Source organism: Enterococcus sp. RIT-PI-f (assembly GCF_001297065.1).
Lineage (GTDB): Bacteria > Bacillota > Bacilli > Lactobacillales > Enterococcaceae > Enterococcus_D.
Genome location: NZ_LHOX01000022.1, coordinates 82,231 through 99,025, shown reverse-complemented (window position 1 = coordinate 99,025; position 16,795 = coordinate 82,231). Strand labels below are relative to the sequence as shown.

General features: G+C 40.7%; 18 protein-coding genes. 13 read left to right on the top strand and 5 right to left on the bottom strand.

Annotated features, from left to right (window positions below):
• Positions 1 to 5 precede the first annotated feature (5 nt).
• Positions 6 to 230: a glutaredoxin-like protein NrdH gene (nrdH, locus tag AEQ18_RS14830; RefSeq protein WP_054117135.1), complete on the bottom strand. Its 225-nt coding sequence runs from the start codon at positions 228 to 230 to the stop codon at positions 6 to 8.
• 357 nt (positions 231 to 587) lie between these two features.
• Here nrdH and AEQ18_RS14825 point away from each other — a divergent pair, with 357 nt between their 5' ends.
• From AEQ18_RS14825 to AEQ18_RS15640, 3 genes are read left to right on the top strand one after another with little or no spacing between them, the layout of a single operon-like run.
• Entirely contained in the window at positions 588 to 1,052 is a 465-nt protein-coding gene (locus AEQ18_RS14825) for a ferrous iron transport protein A (protein ID WP_054117134.1), read from the top strand.
• A 1-nt stretch (position 1,053) separates the two neighbouring features.
• Positions 1,054 to 3,192 carry a ferrous iron transport protein B gene (gene feoB, locus AEQ18_RS14820; protein WP_054117133.1) on the top strand — a complete coding sequence of 713 codons (2,139 nt, stop codon included), beginning with the start codon at positions 1,054 to 1,056 and terminating at the stop codon, positions 3,190 to 3,192.
• Complete coding sequence (locus AEQ18_RS15640) at positions 3,189 to 3,344, top strand: FeoB-associated Cys-rich membrane protein (RefSeq protein WP_152911930.1); 156 nt, start codon at positions 3,189 to 3,191, stop codon at positions 3,342 to 3,344. Before feoB ends, AEQ18_RS15640 begins: the two co-directional genes overlap by 4 nt.
• Before the next feature lie 17 nt (positions 3,345 to 3,361).
• Here the strand turns inward: AEQ18_RS15640 and AEQ18_RS14815 are convergent, their stop codons facing one another.
• Entirely contained in the window at positions 3,362 to 4,366 is a 1,005-nt protein-coding gene (locus AEQ18_RS14815) for a LacI family DNA-binding transcriptional regulator (protein ID WP_054117132.1), read from the bottom strand.
• 205 nt (positions 4,367 to 4,571) lie between these two features.
• Between AEQ18_RS14815 and rpe the strand changes: the two genes are divergently transcribed.
• The 6 genes from rpe (at position 4,572) to AEQ18_RS14785 (ending at position 10,633) form a co-directional block, all read left to right on the top strand.
• Positions 4,572 to 5,243 (top strand): ribulose-phosphate 3-epimerase, encoded by a 672-nt coding sequence (gene rpe, locus AEQ18_RS14810; RefSeq protein ID WP_054117131.1) that lies wholly within the window; start codon positions 4,572 to 4,574, stop codon positions 5,241 to 5,243.
• Positions 5,240 to 5,686, top strand: coding sequence for a ribose 5-phosphate isomerase B (gene rpiB / locus AEQ18_RS14805; RefSeq protein ID WP_054117130.1), 447 nt, complete (start codon positions 5,240 to 5,242; stop codon positions 5,684 to 5,686). Before rpe ends, rpiB begins: the two co-directional genes overlap by 4 nt.
• Before the next feature lie 45 nt (positions 5,687 to 5,731).
• Positions 5,732 to 6,661, top strand: coding sequence for a DUF7916 family protein (locus tag AEQ18_RS14800; protein ID WP_054117129.1), 930 nt, complete (start codon positions 5,732 to 5,734; stop codon positions 6,659 to 6,661).
• A 100-nt stretch (positions 6,662 to 6,761) separates the two neighbouring features.
• The gene (locus AEQ18_RS14795; RefSeq protein WP_054117128.1) at positions 6,762 to 8,597 is read left to right on the top strand and encodes a beta-glucoside-specific PTS transporter subunit IIABC; all 1,836 of its coding nucleotides are present in this window, start codon (positions 6,762 to 6,764) and stop codon (positions 8,595 to 8,597) included.
• Positions 8,598 to 8,629: 32 nt separating this feature from the next.
• Positions 8,630 to 9,238, top strand: a complete 609-nt coding sequence (locus AEQ18_RS14790) for a DUF4867 family protein (protein ID WP_235505562.1) — start codon at positions 8,630 to 8,632, stop codon at positions 9,236 to 9,238.
• A gap of 129 nt (positions 9,239 to 9,367) precedes the next feature.
• The gene (locus tag AEQ18_RS14785; protein WP_054117126.1) at positions 9,368 to 10,633 is read left to right on the top strand and encodes a CapA family protein; all 1,266 of its coding nucleotides are present in this window, start codon (positions 9,368 to 9,370) and stop codon (positions 10,631 to 10,633) included.
• A gap of 75 nt (positions 10,634 to 10,708) precedes the next feature.
• Here AEQ18_RS14785 and AEQ18_RS14780 read toward each other — a convergent pair whose 3' ends face one another.
• Positions 10,709 to 11,254 (bottom strand): PadR family transcriptional regulator, encoded by a 546-nt coding sequence (locus tag AEQ18_RS14780; RefSeq protein ID WP_054117125.1) that lies wholly within the window; start codon positions 11,252 to 11,254, stop codon positions 10,709 to 10,711.
• A 99-nt stretch (positions 11,255 to 11,353) separates the two neighbouring features.
• Here AEQ18_RS14780 and AEQ18_RS14775 point away from each other — a divergent pair, with 99 nt between their 5' ends.
• Entirely contained in the window at positions 11,354 to 11,887 is a 534-nt protein-coding gene (locus AEQ18_RS14775) for a phenolic acid decarboxylase (RefSeq protein WP_054117124.1), read from the top strand.
• Positions 11,888 to 11,982: 95 nt separating this feature from the next.
• Here the strand turns inward: AEQ18_RS14775 and AEQ18_RS14770 are convergent, their stop codons facing one another.
• Both AEQ18_RS14770 and AEQ18_RS14765 read right to left on the bottom strand, forming a co-directional pair.
• Positions 11,983 to 13,170 (bottom strand): NADH-dependent flavin oxidoreductase, encoded by a 1,188-nt coding sequence (locus AEQ18_RS14770; protein WP_054117123.1) that lies wholly within the window; start codon positions 13,168 to 13,170, stop codon positions 11,983 to 11,985.
• A 184-nt stretch (positions 13,171 to 13,354) separates the two neighbouring features.
• Entirely contained in the window at positions 13,355 to 13,657 is a 303-nt protein-coding gene (locus tag AEQ18_RS14765) for an ArsR/SmtB family transcription factor (RefSeq protein ID WP_054117122.1), read from the bottom strand.
• Between the two features lie 293 nt (positions 13,658 to 13,950).
• Here AEQ18_RS14765 and AEQ18_RS14760 point away from each other — a divergent pair, with 293 nt between their 5' ends.
• The 3 genes from AEQ18_RS14760 (at position 13,951) to AEQ18_RS14750 (ending at position 16,791) form a co-directional block, all read left to right on the top strand.
• Positions 13,951 to 15,426: a helix-turn-helix domain-containing protein gene (locus AEQ18_RS14760; protein WP_054117121.1), complete on the top strand. Its 1,476-nt coding sequence runs from the start codon at positions 13,951 to 13,953 to the stop codon at positions 15,424 to 15,426.
• Positions 15,427 to 15,618: 192 nt separating this feature from the next.
• Positions 15,619 to 15,945, top strand: coding sequence for an LPXTG cell wall anchor domain-containing protein (locus tag AEQ18_RS14755; protein WP_152911929.1), 327 nt, complete (start codon positions 15,619 to 15,621; stop codon positions 15,943 to 15,945).
• Positions 15,946 to 15,981: 36 nt separating this feature from the next.
• The gene (locus tag AEQ18_RS14750; protein WP_054117120.1) at positions 15,982 to 16,791 is read left to right on the top strand and encodes a WxL domain-containing protein; all 810 of its coding nucleotides are present in this window, start codon (positions 15,982 to 15,984) and stop codon (positions 16,789 to 16,791) included.
• Positions 16,792 to 16,795: the final 4 nt, after the last annotated feature.

Below are 16,795 nucleotides of genomic sequence, written 5' to 3'. Positions count from 1 at the left end.
AAATCTTAGCTCGCCAATTGACGTAATTGATCTGGACGGAAACCAATGATTGTTTGTGCGTCAGATGTAATGACAGGTACACTTTGGAACCCTTGTTCTTTCAAAAATTCTAAAGCTTCTGGTTCATTGTCAATATTTACTTCTTCAAAAGCGATTTGATTTTCGCTTAAAAAGCGTTTGGCCATTTTACATTGCATGCAGTTGTTTTTAGAAAATAATTTAATATTCATGTGTCATTCCTCCACGTAATTTCTCTATAAACATTAGTATAAATAACTCTCGGAGAAAGTCAACGGAAAAACACTATATATTGTGCTTGTGAAAATCGCATACACTATTTATAGTGTTAACACGTTTTTTATACAAGGAATATTTACGCTAAAATAGGATGGAATCGGGCTTTATCCTCATGGTAGAAAGGCGATATGCAAACGGAATGATTAAAAAAAAATTTGATTGTGAAGTGAATGTCAAATCAAATCGAATAGACCATTGACTTTCAGTATAATCGGCTCTATTATAATGATAATCATTCTCATTTGATTGTGCTTTATCACACAATGATTTGCTAGGAGGCGTATAAATAGATGAAAATGGCGCAAACTCAGGGTTCCTCTACCTACCGGATCGATTCGATCCGGACAGAACCATCCGTAACAGCCCATCTTCATGATTTGGGGTTGCGTAAGGGATCAGAAGTCATCATTTTACAAAAGAATCATCAAGGGGGAATCCTCTTATATCAAGACAACCGGATTGCATTAGACACCTCCGTGATGGAAAGAATCGATGTCACGCCAATCCTGCAAGAGAAAACAATCACTTCTTTAGATCAATTGGTCGTCGGAGAAGAAGCGCGTATAACCAGTATTGCTGCCGTGGGGGCGCTACGACGCCGACTCATGGATATGGGCTTGACGAAAAAAGTTCCCCTAAAAGTTGTCAAGTTGGCCCCACTCGGAGATCCGATTGAGATTCGGATCAGGGGATACGAGTTGTCAATGCGTAAAGATGAAGCGGCCCACATTCTTGTTGAAAAGGAGGGGGTGTAAGATGCAGTTGCAATGTGCGTTGGTCGGTAATCCCAATAGCGGCAAAACAAGTACCTTTAATCAGTTGACTGGTGCAAAACAGACCGTTGGCAATTGGCCTGGTGTAACAGTTGAACGTAAGTCAGGCAAATACAAAAAAGATAAGCTGATCACGATCCAGGATCTGCCAGGCATCTACTCATTGTCTCCATATACACCAGAAGAAGTCATCTCCCGCAATTACTTGCAAGAAGCATCGATCGATGCGGTGTTAAATATCGTAGATGGGACAAACTTAGAACGAAATTTGTATCTTACGCTGCAACTGTTAGAAATGGGATTGCCCATCGTTGTCGCCATTAACATGAGTGATTTGTTGAAGAAAAAAGGCATTCAGCTGAATATTGACAAACTGGCCTATGGCTTAGGCATATCCGTCGTGAAAATCAGCGCCTTAAAGCAGCAGGGAATGGAAAAAATGATGTCCACGGCCAAACAGTCTGCAAAAAAACAAGCCGCCATTCTCAGGTATGATCCACGACTGGAGTCGGCTTTAGCTGAAATTGGTCATCAATTGCCAGCTGATTTATCTGAAGCAAAACGGCGATGGACAGCGATCAAACTATTTGAGAAAGACCCGTTGGTCACACAAGAGATCGATTTAACGCCTCTACAGCAAAAAGAAATCGCTGAAACGATCGCCATCGCAGAGATGATATTCAAAGAAAGCAGTGATGCCATATTGGTGAATGAACGTTATGGCTTTATTGAAGACCTGCTTTCATTGGCTGTTATCCGCCAGGAAGACCAGCGACTATCGATCAGTGACAACATTGATCGCTTATTGACCCATCGTGTGCTGGCGCTGCCGATTTTCGCATTTTTTATGTGGTTGATCTATTACTTGTCGATCCAGACAGTGGGGACGATTGGTACCGATTGGGTCAATGATGTTTTATTCGGATCTTGGATCCCAGAGATTCTTGATCAATGGATGAATCAATGGCATGTCGCACAGTGGATGCAGGAATTGATCCAAGATGGGATCGTTGCTGGTGTCGGGGCAGTATTAGGTTTTTTGCCGCAGATTTTCGTGTTGTTTTTCTGTTTGGCAATTTTGGAGGATTGCGGCTATATGGCGCGAATCGCATTTGTGATGGATCGGCTGTTCCGTAAATTCGGCTTGTCTGGGAAATCCTTTATCCCCATGTTGATTGCCACTGGTTGTGGCGTACCTGGTGTTATGGCTAGTCGCACGATCGAGAACCAAAAAGACCGGCGCTTGACAGTCATGGTGACGACCTTTATGCCTTGTTCTGCGAAATTACCGATCATCGCGTTGATCTCCGGTGCCTTTTTCCCAGGTCGTACGTGGGTTGCGCCATCGGCCTATTTTATTGGCATGGCCGCAATTGTTGTATCTGGTATCGTTTTAAAGAAAACAGCGTTATTTGCTGGTGATCCTGCGCCGTTCATCATGGAATTGCCCGCATACCATTTACCGCAGGTGTCATCCGTCTTCAAGAGTGCCTGGGATCGCGGTATTGCCTTTGTCAAGAAAGCAGGAACGATCATCTTTGCCGCCTGTGTATTGATCTGGTTTGCCTCAAGTTATGATTTTTCACTGGCGAGGGTGACGGAGGATCAAAGTATTTTGGCAGCAGCCGGTCGCTTGATGGCCCCTATTTTTGCACCTTTAGGCTGGGGGACTTGGCGGGGAACGGTGGCAACGATCACTGGGCTGATTGCCAAAGAAAATGTGATTGGCACATTTGGTATCCTCTATGGACAAACAGGAGAAATCTCAGAAAGTGGCAATGAAATCTGGCAGTTGTTGAGAAATGACTATACAGCAGTTGCGGCCTATTCATTTTTGATTTTTAACTTGTTATGCGCGCCTTGTTTTGCTGCCATCGGTGCGATCCATCGTGAAATGGGCGACAGCAAATGGACTTGGTTGGCTATCAGCTATCAATGTGGATTGGCCTATTGTGCCAGTTTCGTTGTCTATCAGCTAGGGCATGTCCTATTTGAAGGCGGATCTTTAACGCTAGGAACAGGTATCGCAGTTCTCTTTATCTGCGGTCTGATTTTTGCGCTGGTGAAGAAACCAATCCATCAAACGACCCCAACGATTCAAGTCATAGGAGGGAGCAAATGATCGCAACGATTATCATCGCATTGTTGATATTTGGGTATACCGCAAAGGTTATTGTCAAAATGCTCAGAAAAGATAGCTGTTCGGACTGTCATTGTGCCTGTCCGGTTTCAGAAGATAAAAACAAAACAACGCAGGAAGGACACAAAGTGTGAGTCCTTCCTGCGTTGTTTTATCGTGTCGATTCTCGTAAGACCAATGTTACAGGGACCATAATTTCTCTGTTTAAGGCACCTTCTTTATTGATCAAACCTAACAAAGCTTCTGCTGCATGCTCAGAAATCAAAGTTGTGTTTTGGCGCACAGAAGATAATGTCGGAGTCGTATATTGACCTGATATCGTGTCATCAAATCCAATCAATTTCAATTGAGAGGGAACAGATACATCGTGCTTTTGGAAATAAGCCAACAGTTGCAACGCAATCAAATCATTGATTGAAAAAATGCCATCAACTGTCGGATTTTCTGCCAGAAATGAGGCAATATTTTGCGGAAAATGGGCCTCATCCAAAGAAAGTGTCAGCAGATGTTTGTGGGAGACAAAAACGATATTGTTTTTTTTGAGGGCATCTTTGAAGCCCTTCAACCGCTCTTTCGCACTTGTTGACTTTTGATTGTGCATGGCAATGACTGGATGAAGGCAACCTGAGCGAATCAATTCTTCTGTCGCTTCAAATGCGCCTTGGTAATGATTCGATGAAATAAAGATCGTATCTGCTTTGATCTTTGGCTCACGGTCGATACAAACATAGGGAATTTTTTTGTCAGAACCAGAAGAATCAAATTCAAAGGCCTCGGCGCCAGAAATCACGATCAACCCATCAACACCTTTTCCTTCTAGCATTCGCAAATAAGCCCGTTCTTTTTCTAAACTGCGAGAGGTATTGCAGATGATGGTTGAATAACCTTTATCAAATAGGCTCTCTTCTAACTGCTGAACCACTGTCGCAAAGAAATAATTGCTAATATCAGGTACTAAAATACCAATCGAAAAAGATTTATTCATCCTTAGATTCTTGGCAGTATAATTCATTTTATAACCGGTATCTTCAATCACTTGCAGGACTTTTTTTCTGGTTTCTTCTGAAAAACGACCATTGTCATTGATCACCCGTGAGACCGTGGCCACAGAAACACCTGCGATAGCAGCAATATCTTTGATAGAGTAATTTTTCATGGGTTTCTCCTTTGAGTAATCGTTATCACTTCAAACGATTGTTTCATCATATTTTCTCATATTTGACCCAGTCATTCAACATGAATCGCGCAAAAAATGATTGACATCACTAAAAGAGGGTGCTATATTAGCTTTAACAAAAGGAAAACGATTACTCAAATATTTTTTTGACCGATGGGTAATCGTTATCTCAAGGAGGAAAAGGATGAGCTTATTATTATGTCCCTCAATGATGTGTGCGGACTTCTCAAATTTAGAAAAGGATACACAACGATTATCAGCGGCCGGTGCCGATATTTTTCACATGGATTTTATGGACGGCAGTTTTGTTCCAAACTTTGGTATGGGGCTACAGGACTTTGAGCTTGTCAGAGCCACAACTGATAAACCAGTCGATGTCCATCTCATGATCCAGGAGCCCAGCAAATATGTAGAAAAATTTGCAGATTTAGGGGCTGATATCATCTATATCCACCCGGAAGCCGATCAACAAGCTGCTAGAACACTAGATGTCATCCGCCAAAAAGGAAAGAAAGCGGGGATCGCCATCAATCCAGGAACATCGGTAGAGAGTATCCAAGGGTTATTGCCTTTAGTCGATTATGTGATGGTGATGACGGTCAACCCTGGTTTTGCGGGACAAAAATATTTGGACTATGTGGATCCAAAAATTGACCAGCTCGCAGCGTTAGCCAACCAGTATAATTATCAAATCATGGTTGACGGTGCAATCTCGCCAGAGAAAGTAGCTTCGCTGCATAAAAAAGGCGTTGTCGGTTTTGTATTAGGCACTTCTGCCTTATTTGGAAAGGAAGCAAGCTATCAAGAATCTCTTACAAATTTAAGAGAAAACAATAAGGAGGAACAAAACAAATGAAATTAGCAATTGGCAGTGATCACGTAGGCATCGAATTAAAACCAGCAATTATTGATTATGTAAAAGAATTAGGCCATGAAATAGAGGATTTTGGTCCGTATTCTTCAGAGCGAACAGACTATCCAAGCTATGGAAAAAAAGTCGCGGAAGAAGTGGCTAGTGGTAGGTTTGATGGAGGAATATTGATTTGCGGCACAGGTGTCGGTATTTCGATTTCTGCAAATAAAGTCAAAGGCATTCGTGCCGTTGTTTGTAGTGAACCGTACTCAGCCAAATTGTCAAAAGAACACAACAATACCAACATTGTGGCTTTTGGTTCTCGTGTCATTGGCAGTGAATTGGCTAAAATGATCGTTAAAGAATGGCTGGATGCAGAGTTCGAAGGCGGCAGACATGCCAATCGTGTACAAATGATTGCAGAAATTGAAGCGGAAAATGAGTAAAGTAAAATAGTAGAAAAGTTTATTTATTGAAGGAGTCGAATAGCGATGGCAGAAGTAACACGTTTGATCAGTGCATCAAAAACAGACATAGAGCAAATGAGTGGGCGAGATTTAAAGCGTTCAATTTTTAAATCCGAAGGTAGGGTCGTGATGGCACAGCATTTGCTTTTTGCGAGTCAAGGATTAGTTCGTGGTGTGACCAATACAGAATTGATGGCAGCATTCGGATCCGATATGGTCATGTTGAATACATTCAATTTAAATGATGAAACCAATAATCCTGGTCTGCAAGGGCTGTCTTTAGCCGAGTTAAAAAAACGCGTAAATATTCCAGTGGGGATTTATCTAGGTTGCCCTGGGAAAAATAAAGTTGTAGAGAAAAAACTGTATGATGTAGAAGGTATGTTGGCAACTGATGCCCATATCCAAAAAGCCAAAGATTTAGGCGCAGATTTTATTGTTTTAGGTGGAAATCCAGGTTCAGGCACATCGATCGATGATATTATCAAAACCACCAAAAGAGCCCGTGAAATTTTAGGAGAGGATACGCTGATCTTCTCTGGTAAATGGGAAGATGGCATCGATGAAAAAGTTTTAGGTGATCCTCTGGCCAAACGCGATGCCAAAGAAATCATCAAAGAATTGATTGATGCAGGAGCCGATGTCATCGATCTGCCTGCACCAGGTTCACGCCATGGTATCAGTGTGCATATGATCCAAGATTTGGTGCAGTTTGTTCATACGTATAAACCTGGTACGTTAGCGATGACCTTCTTGAATAGTTCTGTAGAAGGTGCTGATCAAGATACGATCCGGATGATTGCGTTGATGATGAAAGAAACAGGTGCGGATATCCATGCAATCGGCGATGGTGGTTTTGCAGGATGTACGACCCCAGAAAATGTGATGCAGTTGTCCATATCATTGAAAGGCAAACCATATACGTACTTTAGAATGGCGAGTCGAAATCGTTAGTTGGGTTGTTCAATTACTTTGTAAACTTTTATGAAGTAATTGACGGTAAATGTAATCGCTAACAAGGTGTAGTTGATTGAACAAGAATGGAGAGAATAAAATGGATTTTAATAAATTAGGTTCTTTGATCATTGATAATGTTGGTGGGGAAGAAAATGTAAACTCATTGGTCCATTGCGCGACACGTTTACGTTTTAAACTAAAAGATGAATCAAAAGCGAATAAAACCAATTTAGAAAATTTGGATGGTGTAGTGAGCGTTATCCAAAGTGGCGGTCAGTATCAAGTTGTCATAGGCAATACTGTTTCAGACGTGTATAAAGCAATTAATAAACAAACACAGCTGAACCATTTTGACAATGTATCTTCTTCAGCTGACAAGAAAAATGAAAAGTTTATCGATAAGGCAATTGACCTTGTTTCTTCCATATTTACACCGATATTACCTGCATTGATTGGTGGAGGAATGATCAAAGGGTTGTTGATGATTGCAACGCAGTTGGGTCTGTCTGCTGACAGCGGGGGCTATATGATTTTAAATGCAACGGCAGATTCAGTTTTTTATTTCATGCCGATATTACTCGCATACACCTCTGCTAAAAAATTTGATGCCAATCGTTTTTTAGCAGCTGTAGTCGGTGGAGCATTGTTGTATCCAACTTTGGTACAAGCATTTAATGATGGTGCGTCTTTAGACTTTTTCGGTGTACCAGTCATTTTGGCAAGATATACTTCCTCTGTGCTACCGATTATTTTCGCAGTATATTTTCTGTCAAAAATCGAATATTTATGTAACCGATTTATTCATCCGGTCGTTAAAAATGTGTTAACACCAATGATTTGCTTGGGTATTACAATACCAGCAACGTATTTGATCATTGGTCCGGTCACTTCATTTTTAAGTAATTCTGTTGGGAATGGGTATGAATTTTTGTACTCTCTCAGTCCAATCGTTTGTGGGGTCATATTAGGTGCTGCATGGCAATTATTGGTCGTTTTTGGACTCCATTGGGGAATCGTCCCAATTAGTTATAATAATTTAGCTTTGTACGGAAGAAATACAATCAATGGAATGACTGGCCCATCAAATTTTGCTCAAGCTGGTTCAGCATTCGGCGTATTTCTAAAAGCGAAAGATGTTAAGGTTAAACAATTAGCGTTGTCATCGACGATCACGGCTTTATTCAGTATTACAGAACCAGCCATTTATGGCATCAATTTGAAGTTTAAAAAGCCGTTTTATGTTGCTTTAGCGGCTGCCGGTGTTGCAGGTGGTATTGCTGGTGCGGGCAATAGTGCTGCCCTTGCAGCAGGTCCAGTGGGTTTGTTAAGTATTCCAGTTTTCTTAGGTGAAGGATTCGTACCATTTCTCATCGCCTTAGCGGTTGCATTTTTTGGAGCAGCAGTTGGTACTTTCTTATTCGGATACGATCCTAAAGTATTAGAAAAAAATACAGACAATCAAACTGAATTAGATAATTTGGTTTTGACTAGCCCGCTAGCCGGTCAAATCGTGGCTTTAAGTGAAGTGCCCGATACTGTATTTTCAACCGGTATGCTTGGGAAAGGGGTTGCAATCATTCCGAGTGAAGGCAAGTTGACAGCCCCAGCGGATGGTGAGATCACTGTCGCATTCCCGACAGGGCATGCGATTGGCATGATGACCACATCTGGTGTAGAGATTCTGATGCATATTGGTTTGGATACAGTCGAGTTGGAAGGGCAGTTTTTCACCGTTCATAAACAAGTCGGTGATCAAGTCAAACGAGGAGATACCCTAGTAGAATTTGATTTAGCGGCGATCAAAGAAGCGGGTTACGAAACGATTACCCCAGTGATCGTGACAAATACTGCACAATTTGCGGAAGTGACTACTTCAGACAATGGCCAGGCAGAAGAAGATACACAGATTTTGAATGTTGTATTACAAGCGTAAAAAGATAGACGAGGATTGGGATGACAAATGGCATGAAAGAGATAAATGAACAAACATTTGCACGCTATGGGCAAGAATTAAAAGGCTTCGATTTTGTTGATTTTGTTAACACACACCATGAAGAACTGATAGAAAAGATTCCACGAACAGGCAATCATTATGAGGCAAGTACAGCTAACTTAGAAAGCACATCATTGTATGATTGGCTGAAAGAGAATGTATACGGCAATATGGAGATCCAATTAGGCATCTGTGCCGGCCAAAATACTGAAACAACGGCTGTTGAATACCACATGGGCAGTGAAGTTGTGATTGCATTGACCGATTGTTTGCTGCCTTTAGGTGCACAAGCAGATATGATTGAGGCCCATTATGATGTGGCAAAGATGGAGACTTTTTTATTGAAAAAAGGCCAAGCTGTTGAACTATATAGTACAACATTACATTATAGCCCGTTAAAAAAAGATGACCAAGGCTATACGACTTTAGTGGCCCTTTTAAGAGGAACCAATGATTTGTTGACACAAGCAAGCCAAAATCCTTTATTGTTAGCAAAAAATAAATATATGATCGTGCATGCGTCAAGAGAGGATAAGATCGCAGCAGGCGCACTCCCCAATTTGAAGAATCAAAGAATTTAGCAAATACCTTAAACAGCTCGATCATGAGCTGTTTTTTTGTTTTTACTAGGTATAAAAATAATCATTTGGTATAATACAGTATAATGGGAATGCTTTTTAATGATGGGGTTTAAAAAGGAGGCAGAGTTGATGCGAAAGGAACAAGCCATACGAAAAAGAAAAATATATCGATTGATTTTTGGGACATCCATCACATTGTTGCTCTTACTGTCAATGTACGTTTTGATTCCATGGGAGACCTTCTATTCTGCGGGAGATACACAAGCATCATCGATCACAACAACAAATAGCCAAGCAACGACAGCTGAAACCAGTCAGACACAAGAACCAGAAAGCCAAACTATCACGATCACAGCTAGTGGGGATATGCTCTATCATCGCCCGTTGTATTTGAGTGCCTTTGATGGCGAAACGTATGATTTTGACAACGATTATACGGAAATCAAACCGCTCATCTCAGGTGCCGATCTTGCACTCGGCGATTTTGAAGGCACGATCAATCCAGAGGCAGAGCTTGGAGGATTTCCTTTGTTCAATGCACCGCCAAATGTTGTGGATAGTATAAAAGAGGCAGGATTTGATGTCATTGATTTGGCACACAATCATATTCTAGACACAGGACTCGATGGGCTGAAATCAACAGCTGCTGCTTTTCGAGATATTGGCTTAGATACGATAGGGGTCAATGTAGACGATTCCGGGATTTTAGTGAAGGACGTCAAGGGCATAAAAGTCGCAATGCTGGCTTATGCCTATGGATTTAATGGATTAGAAAACAGCTTGAGTCAAGAAGCGCGCGCACAGTATTTGAATGATCTTTCCTTAGAGCAACTTGAAGCAGATATCAAGGAGGCAGAACAGATTGCGGATATAACCATCATTATGCCCCAAGCTGGTGTGGAGTATGCCATGCAACCATCGGAAGAACAGCAAACGATCTATCGAAAAATGGTGGATTTTGGTGCCGATATTATTTTCGGCGGTCACCCTCATGTAGCGCAACCAACTGAGGTGATCGATAAAGATGGGGAAAAGAAATTTATTATTTATTCAATGGGCAATCTATTGTCCAATCAACGGTATGAAACGATCGATGGCAATTATTGGACCGAACGGGGCGTGATTCCTGAAGTTGAAGTCACCAAAGAAGCAGGACGTACTTTTTTAAGCAATGTCACACTTCATCCAACGTGGGTATCAAAGGTACCAATTGAAGGACGTACCTATCACGATTGGGAATTTGGTACCGTGCAAGCCTATGATTTTCAGGTTGTTTTAGCAGAAGACTATATTGCAGGTGGAAAAAACGTCGACAAAGTAGACGAAGACACACAGCAACGTATTTCGACAGCCTATCAAGAGATGTTGACACATTTGGATTTGAAATGGGAATAATTGAAAAACGACGAACCCCACGATCAAGAGGTACGTCGTTTTTATTTGTACTTAGCGATAAAGACAAAAACTTAGCTAAACAGTAATCTTTGCTAACACCTGCTGCAACCATCCAGTATACTCTGTTTCACGGTTGATGGCATGGGCCAGGATCAAATAATGACCGTAGTTGGCTTCTTGGTCCGATGCTGTCGGAAACAAGGCCCGTTCTCGAGCGACCAAATGATGACGCTTGGCTTCATGGAGATCATATTGCTGTTGGACGATATCAATCAAAGCTGGATCATGAATATCGCTGATAAAAAACAGCTTCAAGACAAACTCATCCCGATTAACGGGCAGTTCATCGGTTGCAGTATGGATCCATTCTTTTAATGCGTTTTCGCCATCAGGGGTTAATTGATAGATTTTTTTTTCCAATTTTTCTCCTGAAATTTTGATGGCATGAGTGATCAATCCATTGTCTTCCATCTTTGCTAACTCTGGATAGATTTGACTATGTTGTGCTTGCCAAAACTCACCAATCTCATTTTGGAATGATTGACGCAAATCGTAGCCGGACATCCTTTTTTTACTTAATAAACCTAATAATATGTAACGTAGGGTATTTTTTCGTGCCATGATATTTCCTCCTTGACAAATGTCTGAAACCATTATATCATAAACACGTAATCAAAAACATGTAAATTATTACATGTTAATCAAAGGAGATGCTTCGGCATGAAAGAATTCAAAGAATTAGCAGATTTTATTGGCACACATTTTATTTATACGTATGATAACGGTTGGGAATACGAATGGTATGCAAAAAATGACCATACCGTTGATTACCGTATCCATGGAGGGATGGTCAAAGGCCGTTGGGTCAAAGATCAAGCCGTTGATATGGTCAAATTAACAGAAGGCGTCTTCAAAATTACTTGGACGGAACCTACAGGCACCGATGTCGCATTAGACTTTATGCCAAACGAAAAGAAATTACATGGAACGATCTTCTTTCCTAAATGGGTGGAAGAACACCCAGAGATCACGGTAACTTTCCAAAATGAACATATTGCAGAAATGGAAGCCGCACGGGAAAAATATGAAACATATCCTAAATTGGTCGTTCCTGAATTTGCTTCAATTACTTATATGGGGGATGCCGGTATCGATAACGAAGATGTGATTAGCGAAGAGCCTTATGATGGCATGCCGGCCGACATCCGTGAAGGTCGCTATTTTGACAAAAACTATCGTAAAATCAATCAATAAGTCACTATCTCAATAAAAACAGGTTGCCAACGAATGAACGGTTGGCAACCTGTTTTTTTTTGTCATTTGTATAGTCGTATTTAAGTGAATAGCATTTATGCTTTGCGATACATATCAAAACGACCAGTATGCAACGACTGAATCGTTTCCCCACCGGGTAAAGGCGGCAATCCCAAGGCATCTTTACGGGTAAAAGCCTCTTTCAAGCCTGGTGTCCATTGTACATATGCCATCGTTTCTGGCGAGACTTCATGGAAAATATCAGCGCCATTCCCCGTAACGATCTTATTGGCAAATTGAGGATCAACAAGGGTACCACGACCAACTGCGATCAAGTCTGAATAATTGGCAACAGCGTCAGCGGCACTTTGGGCATCAAATACGCCTCCAACAATAATCAGTTGTGTTTGATCATCTAGCACCTCTTTAAATAATGAGGCATAAGAAGCATCTACACCACTTGGGCTTGAACCGTACCCGCCCCATAAGGAAAGATGAATATAGTCGAGTTCGTGTTTGGCAATCTCTGCAACCAGTTGAACAGATTCTTTATACGTATAGCCGACATTGTCACCATGGATCTCATCTGGACTGATACGATACCCGACAATAAAATCCGCGGCCTGTTCTTCAGCAATCACACGTTTGACTTCCTGGACAACCGCTAAAGGAAAGGCCATTCGCCGGTTCAAATCGCCGCCCCAGTCATCTGTTCTTTGATTTGACCATGAAGAAAAGAACTGTTGCAGCAAATAGTGATTGGCACCATGGATCTCCACACCATCAAAACCAGCTGTAATCGCGCGTCTGGTTGCTTGGCCAAAGTCAGCAATGATTGCGTTGATCTCTTGATCAGTCAATGCCCGAACTGGATAATCCAAAAATGGAAAATCAAGGGCACTAGGCGCAACGACATCCTGCCCACTGACGGCTTGTCCAATGGCAGCTCTGCCACCGTGATGAATCTGCAGAATCGCTTTATTACCGTCTTTTTTCAACGCACTGGCTACTTCAGTCAGACCGCTGATGTGGTCATCTGAATAAGCAGCAAGTTGCTCAGGGTAGCCTGGTACATAAGAAGGACCGCCATTTTCACTCACATAATGAAATTCAGTGATCAGCATGCCAGCTGCTTTTGAGCGGGCAGCGTAATACGCAATGGTATCTTCAGAGGCAAAGCCATCTCGTAGACCAGAATGGGTTTGCATAGGGGACATGACGATGCGATTGTTTAACACCGCGCCATGTCTTAATTTGATTGAATCAGTTAACTGTTTGGTCATCTTTATGTGAACTCCTTTATTAGTCATAGAATAATGCTGCTGAAAATAGACAGATTTTAGAACGGCAAACGAAAAAAGCAGATTGGTCAAAACTACATATCTAATTTTATCGATACATGAGAGTAGAAGGAGGACGATTGATATGTGATGATGCCGCATGGGCAAGGATACTGCCCTGCGACGATCATAATTCCGAGCGGATGAAATCACTCAATGCAGCAAGTGTTGCTTCATTCCGTCGATAGTAGGTCCATTTGCCGATTCTAGTAGCCGTCAATAGATCGGCTTTTTGTAAAATCGATAAATAGTGTGAAGTGGTGGATTGCGTTAATCCAAGCCTTCTTTGGATTTCCCCCACACACACACCGACTTCTTCCATATCAACATTTGTTTCATGAACAAAATAGTCTGTGGGATTTTTTAACCAGTTTAGAATCTGGAGGCGATGCTCATTCGCTAGCGCTTTAAACATATCTATAGTTTCCATGTGTTTTATTATATCTAATTTTATCGATATGTAAAGTGGAAAACTTTATTCGTCAAGCGACCTCAAATTGAAATGTTCTTATTTTAGTGTAGAGAAGAATAAATGTGAAAGATCAATCAAACTTCACTGATATGTGAAAATAATGAATTAACAATCTTTTTTATTGTTGCTAAGGTATAAAAAACAGGAAAGAAAATCACTATCCAAAAGAACACGCTTAGCGTGCATGATAGATCTGCAGGTCTTATATAAGTTCAGAAATAAGTACATATTTAGATAGGGGGAAACTGAATTTGAGAGATTTACAAATGAAATTTATTGGTAGTCATACCAATGTTCGCTGGTTTCGAATCCTGAATATCGTTGAAGATGAGCGTTGTTTTACGATTAAAAATTTAGCACAACGAACCGGTGTATCACAACGAACGATCATCAAAGATATCAATTATTTAAAAAATTTCTTTGAAGGGAGTGCTGACTTTGTCTCAGGTGTTAATGGCTACCAGTTTGAAGAAATCAATTTGCTGAGGTATAAAAAACAAAAACGAAAACTGATACAAAGTGAATTGTTGTTTGAGATCATCGGAAATATTTTTTTTGGTGAAAAAGAGACAATTGAAGATGTGGTGGACTATTACAATAGTTCAGAAAGTACTGTCAGACGTTTGCTCTTACAAATCCAGCCAACATTAGAAACGTATGGGCTGAAACTGCAACTTTATCCGATTGATATTATTGGATCAGAAGGGGCGTTACGCAAATTTTTTAAAGATTTTTACTACATTGGCGAGCAAACGTCTCATACATTGTTTCCCCCAAACCATCTATATAAAGTGATCAATCAGCTTGTTCACCATCTGGAAAGCTATGATGTCGGTTCAGGGATGACCCCAGCCGCTTTTTATTATAGCTTCTTTATAGCGATTGAGCGTTATCAAAATGGTTTTGCGATCGCACTTCCCGCTGATTTGAAAGTAGTTTTGCATAATGATAAAGATTTTTTGTTGCTTTATTCGATTTATACTGAGCTAGAAGCTGCATTTGATATACGGTTACCTATGGAAGAATTTGGTTGGGTATATCTTGTGGCAATTGGAAAACGAACGATTGATCGCTCAGATCAAGAACGAACATTCTATGAAAAGTATAATTTGTGGCCGATACTTTCACAAGTTGCTACAGACTATATACAAGAGAATGGCATTGATATGTGGAATCAAAATGATGTTGAAACGTTTATTCGCTCATTCTTTCTTTCAAAAAAAATCAATAATTCGTTTAGTCCTTCAGAAAACAAAGTGATGAATGAAGTGACGCGAGCTGTAAAAGAAAATTATCCTGCCTCTTTTGCGCGTAATTTTTGTTTTTTGACTGCGCATCAAGACATGTTGGCGTTTAGCGCCTGTTTCCTCGAAGATATCTGCGTCAGTTTGACTATGTATAGTGAAATGTTGATTGAATTTTATAGTTTGCCCAAAAAAGTTTTATTTTTACTCGAAGGCGACCATCTAATCTGCCAAAGTATGCATATGCTTGCGCAGCATATTTTAGGCTATCGAAATAAAATCGTTACACTTCCATTGAGTAAACTATCTAAAGAAATTATTAAACGTGAAAAAATAGATTTGATCGTGACCAACTATGCACAATTCCTAACAGATTTAAATATTGACACAAATTTTGTTTTGGTTAATTCGATCATGAATAAAAAAGACTGGGAACGGGTGATCGAAAAAGTGAATCCGTCGATGAAAAAAATGCTGTTTTAGAATTGTTCTAAATTGGGTTCACTTACATGTGAACTTATTGAATGTATTTCGCTTAGGCGTCTATGTATACTTAGCCAAGTAAGAGATAGGCATGCTTACATAGATAGTTTTAAGTCTTTTCATTCTGCTAACATCCATAGGAAAGAAGATTTTTGACTAAAACCAATAGTCGAATAATAGAGGAGGAGGGACATGAAAAAGAAAAGGAAAAGGTTAGGAGCATTTGTTTTATTGATTGCTATACTCTCTTGTTTTACTGCGTTTTCTCTTGATGGAATGGCAAAAGAAGTACAGCAAGTTGAAACGCAAGGAACTATTCGTTTCACCGGTGTTTGGAAAGATCCAAGTGAAATTCCAGACCCAGCTCCCCCATCAAATAACCCAATCAAAGATGTGGCGAAAGCCGAAGAGCGATTGCCGCAAACCGATGAAATTGCCTATCATTGGCTTGCTGGTGTTGGGGGATGCCTTATAGGAACCGCGTTGTTTTTATGGGCGAAACAAAAAAGAACTACTTAAGCACTCTTGAAATACTAAACGAAAGAAGGAAAGAAAATGAAATTCATACGATTGGTTACGGTTGCGGTGTTGTCTACTACGATTCTTGCAAGAGGCGTAAGCGCGGTTGCTAATGAAGTTCAAAAAGCAGATACCGATGCAACAGTAAATTTTTCTGCAGTAGATGAAGATGGAAATGGAGAAGATACAGTAGTCATCAATCCTGTGGCACCTGAAGACGGCGGGCCAGATGTTGAGATCGCTCCGATTGATCCAGAAGGCGAAGGGAATACCGGACCTTTGACTATTGCATATGCACCGACGATGGACTTTGGTCAACAAGTGATTTCTAATCAAGATCGTACGTATACGATGATTGCTGAACAACAACCGTTAAAAGATGGTAGTGGCGATGTCCCGTACGTATCATTCGCTCAAGTACAAGACACACGTGGAACAAACGAAGGTTGGGATTTACGGGTAACATTATCTGACTTCGAAAATAATGATGCCCAAACAAGAAATACTACTTTATATGGAACAGAAATCGAATTTACCTCACCAACGTTAGAGTATGTTGGAAATGAGGGGAATGAGCCGGTGGTACATGCAGCAAATCTAGTTTTGTCAGCAGGAGGAGAAGCACAATCTGTTTTAGCTGCCGAAACTGGTAGAGGAGCAGGAACATCTTCTGTTGTCTGGGGTGACCAAATGGAGTTGAATAATAGCACATCTGATATTGTTCGAAATGAAGGGATTTTACTTCATATTCCAGGTGCAACTGCCAAAGATGCAGTTGAATACGCAGCGACATTAACCTGGGAACTGAATCAATCACCAGGTATGGCAGGAGAAACAATCAATTAATTAG

Coding starts and splice junctions, on each gene's coding strand:
- nrdH (WP_054117135.1), bottom strand. CDS start 230: ATGAATATTAAATTATTTTCTAAAAACAACTGCATGCAATGTAAAATG.
- AEQ18_RS14825 (WP_054117134.1), top strand. CDS start 588: ATGAAAATGGCGCAAACTCAGGGTTCCTCTACCTACCGGATCGATTCG.
- feoB (WP_054117133.1), top strand. CDS start 1,054: ATGCAGTTGCAATGTGCGTTGGTCGGTAATCCCAATAGCGGCAAAACA.
- AEQ18_RS15640 (WP_152911930.1), top strand. CDS start 3,189: ATGATCGCAACGATTATCATCGCATTGTTGATATTTGGGTATACCGCA.
- AEQ18_RS14815 (WP_054117132.1), bottom strand. CDS start 4,366: ATGAAAAATTACTCTATCAAAGATATTGCTGCTATCGCAGGTGTTTCT.
- rpe (WP_054117131.1), top strand. CDS start 4,572: ATGAGCTTATTATTATGTCCCTCAATGATGTGTGCGGACTTCTCAAAT.
- rpiB (WP_054117130.1), top strand. CDS start 5,240: ATGAAATTAGCAATTGGCAGTGATCACGTAGGCATCGAATTAAAACCA.
- AEQ18_RS14800 (WP_054117129.1), top strand. CDS start 5,732: ATGGCAGAAGTAACACGTTTGATCAGTGCATCAAAAACAGACATAGAG.
- AEQ18_RS14795 (WP_054117128.1), top strand. CDS start 6,762: ATGGATTTTAATAAATTAGGTTCTTTGATCATTGATAATGTTGGTGGG.
- AEQ18_RS14790 (WP_235505562.1), top strand. CDS start 8,630: ATGAAAGAGATAAATGAACAAACATTTGCACGCTATGGGCAAGAATTA.
- AEQ18_RS14785 (WP_054117126.1), top strand. CDS start 9,368: ATGCGAAAGGAACAAGCCATACGAAAAAGAAAAATATATCGATTGATT.
- AEQ18_RS14780 (WP_054117125.1), bottom strand. CDS start 11,254: ATGGCACGAAAAAATACCCTACGTTACATATTATTAGGTTTATTAAGT.
- AEQ18_RS14775 (WP_054117124.1), top strand. CDS start 11,354: ATGAAAGAATTCAAAGAATTAGCAGATTTTATTGGCACACATTTTATT.
- AEQ18_RS14770 (WP_054117123.1), bottom strand. CDS start 13,170: ATGACCAAACAGTTAACTGATTCAATCAAATTAAGACATGGCGCGGTG.
- AEQ18_RS14765 (WP_054117122.1), bottom strand. CDS start 13,657: ATGGAAACTATAGATATGTTTAAAGCGCTAGCGAATGAGCATCGCCTC.
- AEQ18_RS14755 (WP_152911929.1), top strand. CDS start 15,619: ATGAAAAAGAAAAGGAAAAGGTTAGGAGCATTTGTTTTATTGATTGCT.
- AEQ18_RS14750 (WP_054117120.1), top strand. CDS start 15,982: ATGAAATTCATACGATTGGTTACGGTTGCGGTGTTGTCTACTACGATT.